This window comes from Humibacter albus DSM 18994 (assembly GCF_000421825.1).
In the GTDB taxonomy this organism is placed as follows: domain Bacteria; phylum Actinomycetota; class Actinomycetes; order Actinomycetales; family Microbacteriaceae; genus Humibacter; species Humibacter albus.
In genome coordinates, this window is sequence record NZ_ATXT01000018.1 from 1 (window position 1) to 17,509 (window position 17,509).

Sequence of the window (17,509 nt, forward strand, 5' to 3'; positions counted from 1 at the left end):
CCCCCCGACCCGAACCGTTCCAGATCCCCGAAGGGACCGTACTAGGTCGCGCGCCGTTCAGCTACGCACCAATGTCCATGTTCCACCCATGAGCAACCAGCCGAAGACATCCGCTCCGGAACTGGCCTCTGGACACCCCCAACGGGATGCCACATGCTCCTTAGAAAGGAGGTGATCCAGCCGCACCTTCCGGTACGGCTACCTTGTTACGACTTAGTCCTAATCACCGATCCCACCTTCGACGGCTCCCTCCACAAGGGTTGGGCCACCGGCTTCGGGTGTTACCGACTTTCATGACTTGACGGGCGGTGTGTACAAGGCCCGGGAACGTATTCACCGCAGCGTTGCTGATCTGCGATTACTAGCGACTCCGACTTCATGAGGTCGAGTTGCAGACCTCAATCCGAACTGAGACCGGCTTTTTGGGATTCGCTCCACCTTACGGCATCGCAGCCCTTTGTACCGGCCATTGTAGCATGCGTGAAGCCCAAGACATAAGGGGCATGATGATTTGACGTCATCCCCACCTTCCTCCGAGTTGACCCCGGCAGTCTCCTATGAGTTCCCACCATCACGTGCTGGCAACATAGAACGAGGGTTGCGCTCGTTGCGGGACTTAACCCAACATCTCACGACACGAGCTGACGACAACCATGCACCACCTGTTCACCAGTGTCCAAAGAGAACCCCATTTCTAGGGCGTTCTGGTGTATGTCAAGCCTTGGTAAGGTTCTTCGCGTTGCATCGAATTAATCCGCATGCTCCGCCGCTTGTGCGGGCCCCCGTCAATTCCTTTGAGTTTTAGCCTTGCGGCCGTACTCCCCAGGCGGGGCGCTTAATGCGTTAGCTGCGACACGGAAACCGTGGAATGGTCCCCACATCTAGCGCCCAACGTTTACGGCGTGGACTACCAGGGTATCTAATCCTGTTCGCTCCCCACGCTTTCGCTCCTCAGCGTCAGTTACGGCCCAGAGAACTGCCTTCGCCATCGGTGTTCTTCCTGATATCTGCGCATTCCACCGCTACACCAGGAGTTCCATTCTCCCCTACCGCACTCTAGCCTGCCCGTACCCACTGCAGACCCGAAGTTGAGCCTCGGGATTTCACAGCAGACGCGACAGACCGCCTACGAGCTCTTTACGCCCAATAATTCCGGACAACGCTCGCACCCTACGTATTACCGCGGCTGCTGGCACGTAGTTAGCCGGTGCTTTTTCTGCAGGTACCGTCACTTACGAAAAGCTTCTTCCCTACCAAAAGAGGTTTACAACCCGAAGGCCGTCATCCCTCACGCGGCGTTGCTGCATCAGGCTTGCGCCCATTGTGCAATATTCCCCACTGCTGCCTCCCGTAGGAGTCTGGGCCGTGTCTCAGTCCCAGTGTGGCCGGTCACCCTCTCAGGCCGGCTACCCGTCGTCGCCTTGGTAAGCCATTACCTCACCAACAAGCTGATAGGCCGCGAGTCCATCCCCCACCAAAAAATCTTTCCACCCACAACAGATGCCTGTGCGGGTCATATCCAGTATTAGACGCCGTTTCCAGCGCTTATCCCAGAGTGAAGGGCAGGTTACTCACGTGTTACTCACCCGTTCGCCACTAATCCCCCCAGAGCAAGCTCCAAGGATCATCGTTCGACTTGCATGTGTTAAGCACGCCGCCAGCGTTCGTCCTGAGCCAGGATCAAACTCTCCATAAAAAATGATTACCCCCAACCAAGCAAAACCTGGAAGAAGGCGAGTTTGTCTGACTAGATCGAATATCAAACTGACATTCAAAATATCTAACCAAAAGGAATCTCGCACCAACAACAACCAAAAAAGGCCGCCATCAGTGCCGAGGTTAATTGGCATTGAACATTGTGCACGCTGTTGAGTTCTCAAGGATCGGACACTCCCGGTTTTCAGTCTCTCGACTTGCTCTCCGGGGCAACTTCTCTACCTTACCACTCTCGCCGTTCTTGTCAAGCTGGCGATCCGGCATCGTCGGCGCCCGGGGGCGCATCGACACCGGGAGATCCAGATGATCTGAGATCAGGCTCCGAGTGGATTTTCCATCCTACAGGCCAGTGGTTCTCTCCTACAAGAGGAGTAGCTCTTCGGCTGAGGATCGGTCCCGCTTGAGGCCGGAAGCCCTTCGGACTTTCCGCACCTTTGGGGTGACGAGTGATTACTTTACGCAGCGGCGGCCGGGGCGCGCAAATCGTGACGGCACGTCGGGCGTGTCGAAGGCATCCGCAGCGCCCGTCACTCGACGAAGACGCCGGCGAGGGTCTTCTTGCCCCGCCGTAGCACCGCCATTCCCGTCGGAAGTACCCGGCCGGCGATGGTGGCCGCGGCGTCGTCGACCTTGTCGTTGTTCACGTAGACACCGCCCTGACTGATGGCACGGCGTGCGTCGGAAAGGCTCGACGTGAGCCCCGTGTCGACGAGGAGTTGAGCGATGGGTGCGTCCGGCGACGTCGTGGTGTTCGGCAGTTCTCGCAGGGCTGCATCGAGGGTGCCGGTGTCGGTCGCGGCGAGATCACCATTGCCGAACAGCGCAGCAGCGGCGCCGATGGCCGCCTCGGTGGCGGCACGGCCGTGCACCAATGTGGTCACTTCGAGGGCAAGGGCACGCTGTGCTTCTCGCTTGTACGGCTCCTCGGCCACCGCCTTCTCGAGGCGTTCGATCTCGGCGCGCGGCAGGAAGGTGAAGACCTTGAGCCGATCGATGACATCGGCGTCCAGCGCGTTGAGCCAGAACTGGTAGAAGGCGTACGGACTGGTCATGGCCGGATCGAGCCAGACGGCATTGCCCTCGCTCTTGCCGAATTTCGTGCCGTCGCTGTTCGTGACGAGGGGGGTGCCGATGGCGTGGACTGATGCGCCCTCGACGCGATGGATGAGGTCGGTTCCACTCGTGAGATTCCCCCACTGGTCGCTGCCGCCGGTCTGCAGAACGCAGCCGTACTGACGGAACAGCTCGAGGAAGTCGTAGCCCTGCAATATCTGGTAGCTGAACTCGGTGTAGCTGATGCCGGCATCCGAGTTCAGGCGCGCCGAGACGGCATCCTTCTTCAGCATGGTGCCGACCCGGTAGTGCTTGCCGATGTCGCGGAGAAAGTCGATGGCCGACAGCGGCGCCGTCCAGTCGAGGTTGTTGACGAGTCGCACGGCGTTCTCGCCCTCATCGCTGAGGAAGCGCGAGACTTGTCCTTGCAGGTAACCGACCCATGTCGAAACGGTCTCTTTGGTGTTGAGCGTGCGCTCAGCGGTCGGCTTCGGATCGCCGATCAGCCCCGTTGACCCGCCGACGAGGCCCAGCGGACGGTGTCCGGCGAGCTGCAGCCGGCGCATCACGATCAGCTGCACGAGGTTGCCGAGATGAAGGCTCGGTGCCGTGGGATCGAACCCGCAGTAATAGGTGATCGGACCCGCATTCAGTGCCTCGCGCAGCGCTTCGGGATCTGTGGAGACGTGGATGTGTCCGCGCCACACGAGTTCCTGCCAGATGTCGTCGAAATCGGGATCGTTGCACTGAGTGGCGAGTACGTCGGCTGGCACGCGATACACAGTACCAAGGCCCTCCGCCCTAGTCTCCCGATAATTAAGGATGTTGGCTTTACAAGGCGGCAGTTAGGCCTGTAGCCTTATGGCTCGAAGAGTGGGGCGAAGGAGGACCGGGAATGTTCGTCATCACAGCGGATCAGGTGAACAGCAGGAACGCGCCCGATCTCGTCGGGCATGCGCTGCGGTCGCTCGACGACCGATTCGGTGATCTGCTCGCCCTCCCACCTGACCGCAACGCCGGCGACGAGCTGCAGGCGATCACCCACGACTCGGCGGCGGCGCTGGGGATCGTCCTCATGCTCGACCGCGCAGGGACCTGGAGCACGGGTGTCGGCGTCGGTTCGGTGCGCGAGCCGGTTCCCGACAACGTGCGCGCCGCAAGCGGACCCGCATTCTTCGCCGCGCGCGACGCCGTCGACGCCGCGAAGAAGACGATCCCACGATTCGCCCTGCGTTCCGGCAGCGACGCGAACGAAGCACAGGCATCCGATCTCGAGGCGCTCATCGATCTGCTGCTGAGCATGCGAAGCCGACGGAGCGAGGCGGGCTGGGAGCTGTACGACCTGCTCGAGCAAGACCTGACCCAACGCGAGGCGGCCGAACGGCTCGGGATCAGCGCTCCTGCGGTCAGTTCACGCGCGCGTGCCGCCGCCCTCAAGATCGAGGATGCCGCGGTGCCGGCGCTCAGTAGGCTGTTGCGGGACCTCGATCGGCAGTCGAACGAAGGAGTCTCCGCGTGAACCACGACTTCGGGCTGGATCTGATTCTCGCCACCGTGTACTGGGGGATCGTGATCGCCGTGCTCGCGCTCGGAGTGGTGTGCGCGGCCGTGACCCTGCGCACGCCCCGGCGATGGCTGGTGATCACGGCCGCGACCACGATCGTCGTCGGCACCATCATCGTGCTCATGCCGCATCGGCCTCCCGTTCCCGGCGTCAGCGTGCTGGTCGCCCTGGCCGCACTCGCGCTCAGCGTGCTCGGCGGCGGGCCGGCGGTGCTCTTCACCCTCGCGCTCGCCTCACGCGGCAGCGTGCGCGAGGGCGCCCACGGCGGGATCGTCGTCACGAAATCCGCCACACTCCCCGACGGGGAGGTGGAGCGCGGCGAAGTGCTGCGCGGCGGCACCGTGATCGGAATATTCGAGCGAGTGGCAGCCACGGCCAGCATCATGGTCGGCTACCCCGCGGCGATCGCGGTGGTCGTCGCGGTGAAGAGCGTGGGGCGTTTCACGGAGCTGGCCGCCGCCGAGGCGAGAGAGAGATTCATCATCGGCACGCTGGTCAGTCTCGTCTGGGCTGCCGCATGCGGCGCCCTGTTCCGGTTCGTCATCGGCGCCTGAGGACGTCACAGGTCCGAGACAACCGCCCCGGGTCTCCCGCGTCACCGCGGTTGCGCGAGCGGCCTCAGTTCGCGGATCCCGCCTTCGGATGCCGCTTGTACGGTGAAACCGATCTCTCACCCGGGATCCAGAACCGCCACGGGTACCGCCCGCCGTCGCCGCCGGCACCACTCACTCCCGTTCGGGGACCCGCTGCGACCGAGGCGACCGGCTCGTCGGGCAGGACGAGCGAGAACGGGGCGCTGAAGGCATCCGCACCGTTCTCGTCCAGACGGATGCCGGCGGCCACCGTAAGCCGTGCCGGTCCTCTGGCCAGATCGCGATCGGAGACCTGGGTCGCCCGCGTTTCGTGCTCGTGCGCAGTGCCTCCCCGGCCCGCCGACCTGCGCAAGCGGGCGAGATCGACGCCCTCGACGACCTCGGCGGCGCGCAGAAGCACCGCCGACGCTCTGGCCTGCGGCGAGCACACGAGGTTTGCGCACGCGTGCATGCCGTACGTGAAGTAGACGTAGACGTGGCCGGGTTCGCCGAACATCACTGCGTTGCGCGGTGTCTTTCCCCGGAACGCGTGCGACCCGGGATCGTCGCCGTGTCCGAGGTAGGCCTCGACCTCCGTGAGCCGCAGCGACACGGTCCCCTCGGGTGTCGTGTGCGAGAGCACTGCTCCGAGCAGATCGGGAGCCACCGCTACCGAGTCCCGTTCGAAGAATGATCGTTCCGGGGCGCGCACGTGGTTCAGAACAGGCTTCCGCCGAGCACGAGCGCGGCCACAACGGAGCCGACCACGAGGAGCACTGCGACCCAGACGACCGCTTGGATCACCCGGTTGCGGGTCCCACGACGCTTCGCCATGATCCGCCCCCTCAGACCAGGCCGATCGATCGATCGCCGAAGAGCGCGTCCGAGAGCACGCGCACGCGTTCGGTCAGATGACTGCGCTGCTCGGCCACCCGATCGGACGCTGTGCCGCCGAGCCCGCTGCGCGAGGCGACGGACCCGTCGAGTGTGAGGATGTCGCGCACCCTCGAGGTCAGCTGCGGCGAGATCCGGGCCAGCGCGGCATCGTCCACCTCGTCGAGCTCGAGTCCGTGGGACTCCGCGTAGGAGACCAGGTTGCCCGTGATCTCGTGCGCGTCGCGGAACGGCACGTGCTGCTTCACCAGCCACTCGGCCACGTCGGTGGCGAGCGAATACGCCTGCGGGGCGAGTTCACGCATCCGATCGGTGTGGAACGCGAGCGTCGCGACCATACCCGTGAACGCGGGCAACAGGACCTCGAGCGTGTCTATCGAGTCGAACACCGGCTCCTTGTCTTCTTGCAGGTCACGGTTGTAAGCGAGCGGAAGACCCTTGAGTGTGGCGAGAAGACCGCTGAGGTTGCCGATCAGGCGACCGGCCTTGCCCCTGGCCAGTTCGGCGATGTCGGGGTTCTTCTTCTGCGGCATGATCGACGATCCGGTCGAATACGAGTCGCTGAGCGTGACGAAGCCGAACTCGCGAGTGTTCCAGAGGATGATCTCCTCGGCGATGCGCGACAGATCGACTCCGAGTTGGGCCGTGATGTAGGCGAATTCCGCCACGAGGTCGCGGGACGCGGTGCCGTCGATGGAGTTCTCCACGACGCGGGAGAACCCGAGCTCGCTCGCCACCAGGCCTGCGTCGAGACCGAGCGTGTTGCCGGCGAGCGCTCCCGAGCCGTAGGGCGAGGCATCCGATCGCGCCCGCCAGTCGGCAAGGCGCTCGAGGTCGCGGACGAACGGCCAGCAGTGCGCCAGCAGGTGATGCGCGAGCAGCACCGGCTGTGCGTGCTGCAGATGAGTACGACCCGGCATGATGGCATCCGGGTGGGCTTCGGCCTGCTGCGCCAACGCGTCGATCAGGTCGAGGACGAGACGCGCCAGACGGTTGGCATGGTCGCGGAGGAAGAGCCGCACCAGCGTGGCGATCTGATCGTTACGGCTGCGGCCCGCGCGGAGCTTGCCGCCGAGCTCCGTTCCGGCGCGATCGACGAGGCCGCGCTCGAGCGCCGAGTGCACGTCTTCATCGCTCGGCTCCGGGCCGAACGCCCCGGAGACGACGTCGACGCGCAGCGACTCGAGCGCGCTGGTCATGCCGGCCAGTTCGGCATCGGTGAGATAGCCGGCTGCGGCGAGCGCCTTCGCGTGCGCCTTCGAACCCGCGATGTCGTACTCGGCCAGACGCCAATCGAACTGCGTCGACCGGCTGAGTTCGGTCAGTTCCGGTGACGGGCCACCAGAGAACCGCCCACCCCAGAGAGCGCCGGCCTCACCCGCGCGGTTGCCGTGCTGATCAGCCATGCTTCGTCTCCATCGCCTTCGTCGTCACCGCGTTCCCGGGTGCCGGGATGCTCATGACTGGCCCTTCGCCAGCAGCCAGGCGAGCAGCGCCTTCTGCGCGTGCAGCCGGTTCTCCGCCTCGTTCCAGATGGCGCTCTGCGGGCCGTCGATCACCTCGGGGTCGACCTCGTAGCCGCGATCGGCCGGCAGGCAGTGCAGGAAGATCGCGGATGGCTTGGCCAGCGACATCAGCTCGGTGGTCACCTTGTAGTCGGCCATGGCGGCGATGCGGTGAGCCTTCTCCTCTTCTTTGCCCATCGACACCCACGTGTCGGTGACGACCACGTCGGCGCCGGCGACGGCCTCGAACGGGTCGGTGTAGAGCGTGATCGATCCGCCCGTCGTCGCGGCGATCGCATCGGCGTCCGACACCACGGAATCCCTCGGCGCGAACTCCTGCGGGGAGGCGACGCGCACGTGGACGCCGGCGACGGCGCCCGCCAGCAGGTAGGACTGAGCCATGTTGCTGGAGCCGTCGCCGAGAAAGGTGACGGTGAGGCCGGAGAGCCTGCCATAGACATCCCGGATCGTGAGGAGATCGGCGAGCAGCTGGCAGGGATGGAAGTCATCGGAGAGCGCGTTCACGACGGGGACGGTCGTGCCCTCGGCCATCTGCTCGAGGCCGGACTGCGCGTAGGTGCGCCACACGATCGCCGACACCATGCGCTCCAGCACGCGCGCCGTGTCGTACGGAGTCTCCTTGCCGCCGAGCTGGCTGTTCGCCGTCGTGATGATGAGCGGACTGCCACCGAGATCGGCGATACCGACGGCGAACGACACGCGCGTGCGCGTCGAGGACTTGTCGAAGATGACGGCCACGGTCTGCGGACCGGCGAGTGGCTTGCGCGCCCACCGGTCGTCGCGCACCTGCACGGCGAGATCGAGGATCTCCGACTGCTCCTGCGGGCTCAGATCATCATCGCGGAGGAAATGGCGGGTCACGACACGGCTCCTTGCGTCTCGGTGGGAATCGAGGTGGCATGCTGCGCCGTCAGCTCGGCGAGCGCCGCGCGGAATCGCCGGCCGAACTCGGCGACCTCCTCGTCTCCGACGATGAGGGGCGGCGCGAGCCGGATCGTCGAGTCGTTGGGCGCATTGATGATCAGCCCGTGCCGCAGTGCCACCGCCGACAGTTCGTCGGCCACCGGCTCGCTCAGTCCGATGCCGATCAGCAGGCCGGTGCCGCGCACCTCCCGGACGAGCGGCGATCCGATGCCGGTGAGGATGCCGCGCAGCTGTTCACCGCGCAGCCGTGCGTTGTCGAGGAGGTCGGCCCGCTCGATCTCGCCGAGCACTGCTCCGGCGACCGCGGTGGCGAGCGGATTGCCGCCGAAGGTGCTGCCGTGCTGGCCGCGCGCGAAGAGCTCGGATGCCGCGCCGAACGTGACAAGGGCTCCGATCGGCACTCCCCCGGCCATGCCCTTTGCGACGGTGACGGCGTCCGGCAGGATGCCCGCGAGCTGGTATCCGAACCATTCGCCGGTGCGGCCGACCCCGGTCTGGATCTCGTCGACGATCAGCAGCGCGCCGTGCCGGGCGGTGACCTCGCGCGCCGCGGCGAGATAGCCGGCGGGCAGATCGATCACGCCGGCCTCACCCTTGATGGGCTCGACGAACAGCGCGGCCACGCGGTCGTCGACGGCAGCTTCGAGGGCCTCGAGCGTGGAGTCGATGTGCTCGACGCCGGGCGGCATCGGTTCGAACGGCTCGCGCATGTGCGGCTTGCCGGTGAGCGCCATCGACCCCATGGTGCGGCCGTGGAAGCTGTTCTTCAGTGCGAGGATGCGCGTGCGGCCGTTCGCGTTGTTCAGCCGCGCCAGCTTGAACGCGGCCTCGTTCGCCTCGGCACCGGAGTTGCCGAAGAAGACGCGGCCGCTCTCGCCTGCCCCGGTGATGCGCAGGAGTCGCTGCGCGAGCTCCACCTCGGGCCGGGAGGCGAAGTAGTTGGAGATGTGCACGAGCTTCGCGGCCTGGGAGGTGATCGCCTCCAACAGCACCGGATGCGCGTGGCCGAGCGAGTTCACCGCGATGCCGCCGAGGAAGTCGAGGTACTCGTTCCCGTCGACATCCCACACGTACGCGCCACGGCCGTGATCGAGCATGAGCTGGGGCGTCGCGAGCGAGCCCATCATCACGTGGCCGAACGTGTCGTGCCAGTCCTGTGCGACCGGGGTCGTGGACGATGTCGTCATAACGCGGTCACCTCCGTTCCGCTGCCGCTGGTGGTGAAGAGCTCGAAGAGCAGGGAGTGCTCGTCTCGGCCGTCGATGACCGCCGCCTTCGGCACGCCGCCCTCGACGGCATCGAGACAGGCGGTCATCTTGGGGATCATCCCGGCGTCGAGCGACGGCAGCAGCTCGCGCAACTCGGCGACGGAGATCGTGGAGATGAGGGAATCGCGATCGGGCCAGTTCCGGTAGAGACCCGGCACGTTCGTGAGGATGACGAGCTTCGCTGCGCCGAGGGCGACGGCGAGAGCGGAGGCGGCGGCATCCGCGTTCACGTTCAGGCTGCGGCCCGGGACGTCGACGTCGAGCGCGACCGATGAGACCACCGGCACCCGACCCGCGTGAACCTCGGCCAGGACGCCCGCCGGATTGACGTCGACGACGTCTCCGACGAGACCCAGGTCGACGGGTTCACCGTCGATGACGGCCCGGCGCACGCGCCCCTCGAACAGTCGCGCGTCTTCGCCGGACATGCCGGAGGCGATCGCGCCGTGCCGGTTGATGTGCCCGACGATGTCGCGACTGATCTGACCGGTGAGCACCATGCGCACGACGTCCATCGTCTCGGGCGTGGTCACGCGGTACCCGCCACGGAACTCACTGACGATACCGAGCCGGTCGAGCATCGCGGAGATCTGCGGGCCGCCTCCGTGCACGACCACCGGACGGATACCCACGTAGCGCAGCAGGGCGATGTCGTCGGCGAAGGCGCGCACCAGGTTCTCGTCGACCATGGCGTTGCCGCCGAACTTGATCACGATGGTCTGGCCGTGGAACGTCTTCAACCACGGAAGCGCCTCGATGAGCACGGCCGCCTTGGCGCTCGGATGGCCGGCCAGGGGCAACGGCTGCGGTTCGGTATCGGCGGGGTCTGTCATCTCGCTCGCCTAACTCGAGTACGCGCTGTTCTCGTGCACGTAGTCGTGCGTGAGGTCGTTCGTCAGGATGGTCGCAGAGTGTTCGCCGGCGTGCAGATCGATCACGATCGAGGTGGCGCGCGGCGCGAGATCCACGAGTTCGCGCGGCTGGTCCGGTTCGCCGGCCGTGCAGACCTGCACGCCGTTGAACGCCACGTCGATCCCGTACGGGTCGAACTGCGCGTCGGTCGTCCCGGCCGCCGCCAGCACTCGACCCCAGTTCGGATCGTTTCCGAAGATCGCCGTCTTGAAGAGGTTGCTGCGGGAGACAGCACGTCCGACCGTCACCGCGTCGTCCTCGCTCGCCGCGTGCACGACCTCGATCGCGATGTCGTGCGACGCACCCTCTGCGTCACCCTGAAGCTGCAGCGCGAGATCTTCGCAGAGGTCGGTCAGCGCGAGGGCGAACTCGTCAACGCCGGGTCTCACGCCCGAGGCGCCGGAGGCGAGCAATGCCACGGTGTCGTTGGTCGACATGCAGCCGTCGGAGTCGAGGCGATCGAACGTGACGCGCGTGGCGGCGCGCAGGGCGGCGTCCAGATCGGCGGATTCGAGCGCGGCATCCGTCGTGATGACCACGAGCATGGTGGCCAGGCCGGGCGCAAGCATGCCCGCGCCCTTCGCCATGCCGCCGATGGACCATCCGTCACCGGCGACGACCGCCTGCTTCGAGTGCGTGTCCGTCGTCATGATCGCCTCGGCTGCGCTGAGGCCGCCGGCTTCGTCCGACGACAGGGACGCGGCCGCTCGCGCCACGCCGTCGATGATCGCGGCCCGATCGAGCTGTTCGCCGATCAACCCGGTGGAGCAGACGACGACGTCACCGGACGAGATGTCCAGGTGCTCGGCCACGGCCTCGGCGGTGGCGTGCGATGTCTGGAAGCCCTGCGTGCCGGTGTAGCAGTTCGCGCCGCCGGAATTGAGCACTATCGCCGAGACGATGCCGTCGCTTGCGGCCTGTTCGCTCCACAGCACCGGATTCGCCTTGCACCGGTTGGAGGTGAAGACCACGGCCGCGTTCTGCAGTGGTCCGAGGTTGCGCACGAGCGCGACGTCGCGCCCGCCCGAAGCCTTGAGTCCAGCCGCGACTCCCGCGGCGGCGAATCCTGCTGGTGCCGTGATGCTCACGGTGCCACTCCGTTCACGCTGAGGCCGGTGGTCTCCGGCAGGCCGAGCGCGATGTTCGCGCATTGGATCGCGGCACCGGCGGTGCCCTTGGCGAGGTTGTCGACCGCGATGATCGACACCACGCGGTTCGCCGCGGCGTCGACCGCGACGCCGATCAGCGCGGTGTTCGCGCCGAGCACGTCGGAGGTGCGCGGGAACTTGCCCGCCGGAAGCACCTGCACGAACGGCTCCCCCGCGTAAGCGTCGTTCCATGCGGCGCGCACCTCGTCGACGGTGACGCCCGGCTTCAACGGGGCGCTCACGGTGGCGAGGATGCCCCGGGCCATCGGCACGATGACCGGAGTGAACGAGATGGCGGGGTTCGCGGCCCCTGCCACGCGCAGGTTCTGCAGGATCTCCGGGATGTGCCGGTGCGTGCCGCCCACCCCGTAGGGCACAGCATTGCCGAGCAGCTCGGATGCGAGGTAGGTGGTCTTGAGGTTCTTGCCCGCCCCGCTCGGTCCGACGGCGAGCACGGCGACGATATCGGTCTCATCGACCAGACCCGCCGCGACACCGGGGGCGATCGCGAGGGAGACGGAGCTCGCGTTGCAGCCGGGTGCGGCGATGCGGTTCACGCCGGCCAGGGCATCCCGCTGCTTGCCGTCGGTCGTGGGCAGCTCCGGAACGCCGTACGGCCAGGCGCCGGCGTAATCGCCGCCGTAGAACGCGTTCCAGTCGGACTCGGACGTGAGTCGATGGTCGGCGCCGCAGTCGACGACGAGCACGTCGCCGCCGAGCTGCGCGCTGATCGCGCCGGATGCACCGTGCGGCAGCGCCAGGAACACGACATCGTGACCGGCGAGGGTGGCCGGATCCGTCTCCTGCAGCGTGAGGTGGGCGAGCGAACGCAGCTGCGGCTGGTGGTCGATCAGCGGGGATCCGGCGTTGGAACCGGCGGTGACAGTGCGAATCTCGAACGAGGGATGATCGGCCAGAATGCGGAGGACTTCGCCTCCCGCGTAGCCCGAGGCGCCGGCGACGGCAACCGAATAGGACATGTCTCTACCTTAATTGTGGACGGACGGTTCTCGGCACGGCGACGCCCACGGCGGACCACGGCTCGTGGTCGGCGTACACGTCGCCTAGCTTCGGCGCGCGCCCAGAAGACGTCGGCACTGACGTCGGCGCACGGCACGGGTCGTGAAGACCTGTGCGGTGGAGGTGCGCCGGGTGCAAGACATGTCGGCCAGCATACCGGGCGGGTGCCGCGTGTCACGAATCGTGACGTTCCGCGGCGTCGTCACTCCCGAACGGTGGCGCCGAACCGCTCGTGGGCGACCGCGGCGCCGGCGAGCTTCGCTTCGCTCGCCTCGGCCGCCGTCAGCGTGCGGTCGCTCGCGCGGAAGCGCAGCGCGAAGGTGAGGCTCTTGGACCCCTCCTGCACGCCCTGGCCCCGATAGTCGTCGACGATGTGCGCGTTCTCGAGAAGCGCGCCCGCACCGTCGACGACCGCGGACAACACCTCGGCGGCCGGCACCGAGACGTCGACCACGAGCGACAGGTCCTGCGTTGCCGCAGGGAACGTCGAGATGCCCCCCACCTGGATGTCCGCTCCCGCGGCCTCGATCAGCGCGTCGAGGTCCACTTCGAGCGCGCCGACCACGCGCGGGAGGTCTGCCTCCTCGGCCACCTGCGGCAGCAGTTCGCCCGCGTAGCCGACGACCTCGCCATTCAGCAGCACCTCCGCGGTACGGCCCGGATGCAGCGCCTTGTGCGCACCCTGGCGCACCGTGAGCGGCACACCGAGCGCCGTCTGCAAGGTGCGCACCGCGGCCAGCGCGTCGGCGATGCCCGCGGCGACCGCCGGCTGACCGGGCTGCTTCGGCGTGACGTCGCCGGTGAACAGGGCGCCGACCATGCGCGGCTGCGGGGGGATGCCGTCGTGCAGCTGCGCGAGCTGCTCGGGGCTCGGCAGCGCAGCGCCGGCCGGGAGGTCCGCGGTGCCTCGCACCTCGCCCTCGGGACGGAACACCAGGCCGATCTCGTAGAGCGCGAGGTCGGTGAGGCCGCGGGACAGGTTGCGCTTCGCCGTCTCGATGAGGCCGGGAAGTAGCGAGGTTCGCAGGAACGGCACCGAGGCATCCAGCGCGTTCGTCAAACGCACCGCGGGAACCCTCTGGTCGACCGGCGAGCCGAAGAGGTCGTTCTGCACGGCCGTCACGAACGGATAGACGAGCACCTCGGTGAGCCCGCTCGCGGCGAGCGCCGTCGCCGCCTGGCGGCGAAGCTGCTGCGCCCGCGTGAGCCCGCGTCCGGAAGGCGCGACCGGCAGGACGGACGGGATGCGCTCGTACCCGACGATGCGCGCCACCTCTTCGGCGAGATCGGCCTTGTCGCCGAGATCGGGCCGCCAGCTCGGCGGAGTGACGAAGAGTCCGGCGTCGGTCTGCTCGATCGTTCCGCCGATCTCGGCCAGTGTGGAACGCACCTCGTCGTCGGTGAACTCGACGCCCACCAGCTGGGTGACGTACCCGTGCGGGAGGAAGATCGGCTCCCCCTGCGGGGCCGCGTGCTGCGTGGATCCGAGGCCGTCGGCGCGACCGCCGCCGAGCTGTTCCAGGAGCTGCACGACACGAGCCGCAGCCGCGCGGGCGACATCGGGGTCGACGCCACGCTCGAAGCGTCGGGATGCCTCGCTCGGCAGCTTGTGCCGGCGTGCGGTGCGCGCGATGGACACGGGATCGAAGTTCGCCGCCTCGATGAGCACGTCGGTGGTGCCGTCGCCGACCTCGGTAGTAGCACCACCCATCACGCCGGCAAGGCCGATCGGGCCGGAGTCGTCGGTGATGAGCAGGTCTTCGGCATCGAGCGTGCGCGTCTGACCATCGAGGGTCTCCAGCGTCTCGCCCGGCGTCGCGCGGCGCACCGTGATGCCGCCGGCCAGTGTGCTGAGGTCGTAGGCGTGGATCGGCTGCCCCAGCTCGAGCATCACGTAGTTCGTGACGTCGACGATGAGGGAGATCGAGCGGATGCCCGCCAGCACGAGCCGCGCGATCATCCACGCCGGCGTGGGGGCGTTCGGATCGATGCCGCGCACGGCGCGCGTGACGAAGACACTCGCGCCGACGCGGCCGCGGATCGGCGACGCGTCGTCGATCACGACACGGAATCCCTCGCCGTCGACCGGCTGCACGGCGGAAGCGGGGTCGCGGAACGCGGCACCCGTGGAGTGCGCGTATTCGCGGGCGATCCCGCGGATCGAGAGCGCGTACCCCCGGTCGGGCGTGACGTTGACCTCGACGGCCGCGTCGTCCAGGCCGAGCAGGGCGATGGCATCCGTCCCTGGCTCCGCGTCGAGACCCAGTTCGGCCAGCCGCAGGATGCCGTTGTGCTCGTCGCCGAGGCCGAGCTCGCGTGCGGAGGCGATCATGCCGTCGGAGAGGTGACCGTAGGTCTTGCGCGCCGCGATCGGGAACGGCCCGGGCAGCACCGAACCCGGCAGCGTCACGACGACCTTGTCACCGCGGAAGAAGTTGCCTGCGCCGCAGACGATGCCGTGCACGGCATCCCCGCCGTCAGCGGCAGTTCGGCCGTCGGGCGCGACCCGCACCTGGCACCAACGGATGGTCTTGCCGTTCTTCTGCGGCTCCTCGACGAAGTCGAGCACTTCGCCGACGACGACGGGGCCGGAAATGTCGAAGCGGTGGATCTCCTCCTCTTCGAGGCCGACCTTCACGAGCACGGCGTGCACGTCCTCCGGCGTCGAGCCAGGGGCCACGTCGACGTACTCGGCGAGCCAACTCAGGGGGATTCTCATGCCCTCAAACCACCATTCCGAACTGCTGCGAGAAGCGCACGTCGCCCTCGATCATGTCGCGCATGTCGTTCAGTCCGTTGCGGAACTGGAGCGTGCGCTCGATTCCCATACCGAACGCGAAGCCGGAATAGACGTCCGGATCGATGCCGGCCGAGCGCAGCACATTGCGATTCACCATGCCGCAGCCGCCCCACTCGATCCAGCGCGCGCCGCCCTTGGCGCCGGGGTGCCAGACATCCATCTCGGCACTCGGCTCGGTGAACGGGAAATAGTTGGGGCGGAGGCGGATCTTCGCCTCATCGCCGAACATGGCCCGCGCGAAGTGCTCGAGCGTGCCGCGCAAGTGCGCCATGGTCAGCCCCTTGTCGACGGCGATGCCCTCCACCTGACTGAAGACCGGGGTGTGCGTGGCGTCGAGCTCGTCGGTGCGGTACACGCGGCCAGGTGCGACGACGTAGACCGGCAGTTCGCGCTCGAGCAGCGCCCGCACCTGCACGGGCGACGTGTGGGTGCGCAGCACCAAGTGCGCTTCGGGCGGCTCGACGAAGAACGTGTCCTGCAGCGCGCGCGCCGGATGGTCGGCATCGAAGTTCAGCGCATCGAAGTTGAACCACTCGCTCTCGAGTTCCGGTCCTTCCGCAACCTCCCAGCCCATGCCGACGAAGATGTCGGCGATGCGCTCCTGCAGAAGAGACAGCGGATGCCTCGCCCCGGCATGACCGGGCAACGCCACCTCGGTCACGTCGACGGCCTCCTCGGCGAGCCGCTTCGCATTCTCCGCTTCGGCCAGCACGACCTCGCGTGCGGCGAACGCCTGGTTCACCCGGCCGCGGGCCTGGCCGACCAGCTTGCCGAGAGCGGCCTTCTTCTCGTTCGGAACGGAGCGCAGCGAGGCGTTCAAACGGGCGAGCGTGGAGTGCTCCGCCGCGTGCGCCGAGCGCGCCGCCTTGAGCTCCGCGATGTCGTTCGCGGCATCCACTGCGGCCAGGGCCGCATCGACCGCCGATGCCACCGCGGATTCGGTGATCTCGAGGGGTTCTGACACGAGGATCAAGTCTACGGGAGCCGGGCCCCGACCTCGTCGGGCTCATCGGCATCGAGGCGCGGTGTCCCGTTCACAATTCAGGCTGCGAGAACATGGACCTGTCAGCTGCGCTGCGCGAACGCGGATTCATACAGGCAGACCGACGCCGCCGTCGCCAGGTTCATCGACTCCGCATGACCGTAGATCGGCACCGTGATCACGCGGTCCACCAGGTCGACCGCCTCGTCGGAGAGGCCTCGTGCCTCATTACCGAAAACCCATGCGGTCGGCTCGGCGAGCTCGCCGCTGAGACGGGCGACGAGCAGATCGTCTCCCGCCATGTCCGCCGCGATCGCCCGGAGTCCCGCGGCCCTGGCGCGGTTCAGCACGTCCTCGATCGTCGCGCCCACGGCCACCGGCAGATGGAAGATCGACCCCGTCGTCGAACGCACGACCTTGGGGTTGTAAAGGTCGACGGTGTGACCGGAGAACACGACGGCATCCGCACCCGCCGAATCCGCCGCGCGGATGATCGTGCCCGCGTTCCCCGGATCGCGCACCTCTTCGAGAACCGCGATCAGCCTCGGCGACGCGTCGAAGACGGCATCCACAGACACCGGGAACTGCCGGCACACCGCCACGAACCCTTGCGGCGTGACCGTGTCGGCCATGGTGTCGAGCACCTGATCGGAGACCATCTCGGTACTGGTTCCGGCCGCGGCTGCCAAGGATGCCACATCGTCGTGCTTGCCGAACGCCCGCTCGGTCGCGAACAACTCCACGACGAGCTCGGGGCGCCACGTCAAAGCCTCCCGCGCCGCCTGCGGCCCCTCCAGCAGGAACATTCCCGTATCGGCGCGCGCGGACTTCTTCGCGAGCTTGGCCACGGCGCGGACCCGGGGGGACCTGGGGTTGTCGAGCACGAAGTCAGTCTATGGCGACGGTGAATCCCGCCATCGAACCGCTGCCGAACGATTCCCCCGGCGCTGAGTGCGACGAAGGGTCAGCGGATCGTGTTTCCCGGGACGAGTCCCCCGCCGTGCTTCGTCCCGCTGCCGCCGAACGCGATGCCCCGGCGGATACGCGATCCCCGACCCCGCCGAGCCGCTCGTCGCCGTGCTCGCGCGGGCCCGAGAAGAGTCGTACCCCTGCTCGGAAGGGGGAATACG

At 67.2% G+C, this 17,509-nt stretch carries 13 protein-coding genes and 1 rRNA gene; 2 read left to right on the top strand and 12 right to left on the bottom strand.

The features are described from left to right. Positions 1-164: 164 nt before the first annotated feature. Together H623_RS0114535 and tyrS are read right to left on the bottom strand one after the other, a co-directional pair. Positions 165-1,696, bottom strand: a 16S ribosomal RNA gene (locus H623_RS0114535). A 547-nt stretch (positions 1,697-2,243) separates the two neighbouring features. Further along, positions 2,244-3,542, bottom strand: coding sequence for a tyrosine--tRNA ligase (gene tyrS / locus H623_RS0114540; protein ID WP_033372081.1), 1,299 nt, complete (start codon positions 3,540-3,542; stop codon positions 2,244-2,246). Positions 3,543-3,664: 122 nt separating this feature from the next. Here tyrS and H623_RS20235 point away from each other — a divergent pair, with 122 nt between their 5' ends. Both H623_RS20235 and H623_RS0114550 read left to right on the top strand, forming a co-directional pair. Next, entirely contained in the window at positions 3,665-4,288 is a 624-nt protein-coding gene (locus H623_RS20235; protein WP_022901651.1) for a DNA-binding protein, read from the top strand. After that, positions 4,285-4,887: a hypothetical protein gene (locus H623_RS0114550; RefSeq protein WP_022901652.1), complete on the top strand. Its 603-nt coding sequence runs from the start codon at positions 4,285-4,287 to the stop codon at positions 4,885-4,887. Before H623_RS20235 ends, H623_RS0114550 begins: the two co-directional genes overlap by 4 nt. A 64-nt stretch (positions 4,888-4,951) precedes the next feature. On the opposite strand, the gene H623_RS0114555 is transcribed toward H623_RS0114550, so the two are convergent. The 10 genes from H623_RS0114555 to H623_RS0114605 form a co-directional block, all read right to left on the bottom strand. Next, positions 4,952-5,626 (bottom strand): DNA-3-methyladenine glycosylase, encoded by a 675-nt coding sequence (locus tag H623_RS0114555; protein ID WP_051143272.1) that lies wholly within the window; start codon positions 5,624-5,626, stop codon positions 4,952-4,954. 124 nt (positions 5,627-5,750) lie between these two features. Continuing rightward, positions 5,751-7,205 (bottom strand): argininosuccinate lyase, encoded by a 1,455-nt coding sequence (gene argH, locus H623_RS0114565; RefSeq protein ID WP_022901655.1) that lies wholly within the window; start codon positions 7,203-7,205, stop codon positions 5,751-5,753. A 51-nt stretch (positions 7,206-7,256) separates the two neighbouring features. Continuing rightward, on the bottom strand, positions 7,257-8,186 hold the full coding sequence (gene argF / locus H623_RS0114570) for an ornithine carbamoyltransferase (RefSeq protein WP_022901656.1): 930 nt from the start codon (positions 8,184-8,186) through the stop codon (positions 7,257-7,259). Beyond that, positions 8,183-9,436, bottom strand: coding sequence for an acetylornithine transaminase (locus H623_RS20240; RefSeq protein WP_022901657.1), 1,254 nt, complete (start codon positions 9,434-9,436; stop codon positions 8,183-8,185). The genes argF and H623_RS20240 overlap by 4 nt, the downstream gene beginning before the upstream one ends. Then, positions 9,433-10,350, bottom strand: a complete 918-nt coding sequence (gene argB, locus H623_RS0114580; RefSeq protein WP_022901658.1) for an acetylglutamate kinase — start codon at positions 10,348-10,350, stop codon at positions 9,433-9,435. The genes H623_RS20240 and argB overlap by 4 nt, the downstream gene beginning before the upstream one ends. 9 nt (positions 10,351-10,359) lie before the next feature. Further along, positions 10,360-11,517 (bottom strand): bifunctional glutamate N-acetyltransferase/amino-acid acetyltransferase ArgJ, encoded by a 1,158-nt coding sequence (gene argJ / locus H623_RS0114585; RefSeq protein WP_022901659.1) that lies wholly within the window; start codon positions 11,515-11,517, stop codon positions 10,360-10,362. Then, complete coding sequence (gene argC, locus H623_RS0114590; RefSeq protein WP_022901660.1) at positions 11,514-12,557, bottom strand: N-acetyl-gamma-glutamyl-phosphate reductase; 1,044 nt, start codon at positions 12,555-12,557, stop codon at positions 11,514-11,516. Before argC ends, argJ begins: the two co-directional genes overlap by 4 nt. Before the next feature lie 242 nt (positions 12,558-12,799). Continuing rightward, the gene (gene pheT / locus H623_RS0114595; RefSeq protein WP_022901661.1) at positions 12,800-15,316 is read right to left on the bottom strand and encodes a phenylalanine--tRNA ligase subunit beta; all 2,517 of its coding nucleotides are present in this window, start codon (positions 15,314-15,316) and stop codon (positions 12,800-12,802) included. A 4-nt stretch (positions 15,317-15,320) separates the two neighbouring features. Further along, a complete protein-coding gene (gene pheS / locus H623_RS0114600; protein WP_026940393.1) occupies positions 15,321-16,361 on the bottom strand; it encodes a phenylalanine--tRNA ligase subunit alpha in 1,041 nt (346 codons plus the stop codon). Between the two features lie 101 nt (positions 16,362-16,462). Further along, positions 16,463-17,263 carry a TrmH family RNA methyltransferase gene (locus tag H623_RS0114605; RefSeq protein WP_022901663.1) on the bottom strand — a complete coding sequence of 267 codons (801 nt, stop codon included), beginning with the start codon at positions 17,261-17,263 and terminating at the stop codon, positions 16,463-16,465. Between the last annotated feature and the right edge of the window lie 246 nt (positions 17,264-17,509).

Coding starts and splice junctions, on each gene's coding strand:
- argB (WP_022901658.1), bottom strand. CDS start 10,350: ATGACAGACCCCGCCGATACCGAACCGCAGCCGTTGCCCCTGGCCGGC.
- H623_RS20235 (WP_022901651.1), top strand. CDS start 3,665: ATGTTCGTCATCACAGCGGATCAGGTGAACAGCAGGAACGCGCCCGAT.
- argC (WP_022901660.1), bottom strand. CDS start 12,557: ATGTCCTATTCGGTTGCCGTCGCCGGCGCCTCGGGCTACGCGGGAGGC.
- H623_RS20240 (WP_022901657.1), bottom strand. CDS start 9,436: ATGACGACATCGTCCACGACCCCGGTCGCACAGGACTGGCACGACACG.
- pheT (WP_022901661.1), bottom strand. CDS start 15,316: ATGAGAATCCCCCTGAGTTGGCTCGCCGAGTACGTCGACGTGGCCCCT.
- argH (WP_022901655.1), bottom strand. CDS start 7,205: ATGGCTGATCAGCACGGCAACCGCGCGGGTGAGGCCGGCGCTCTCTGG.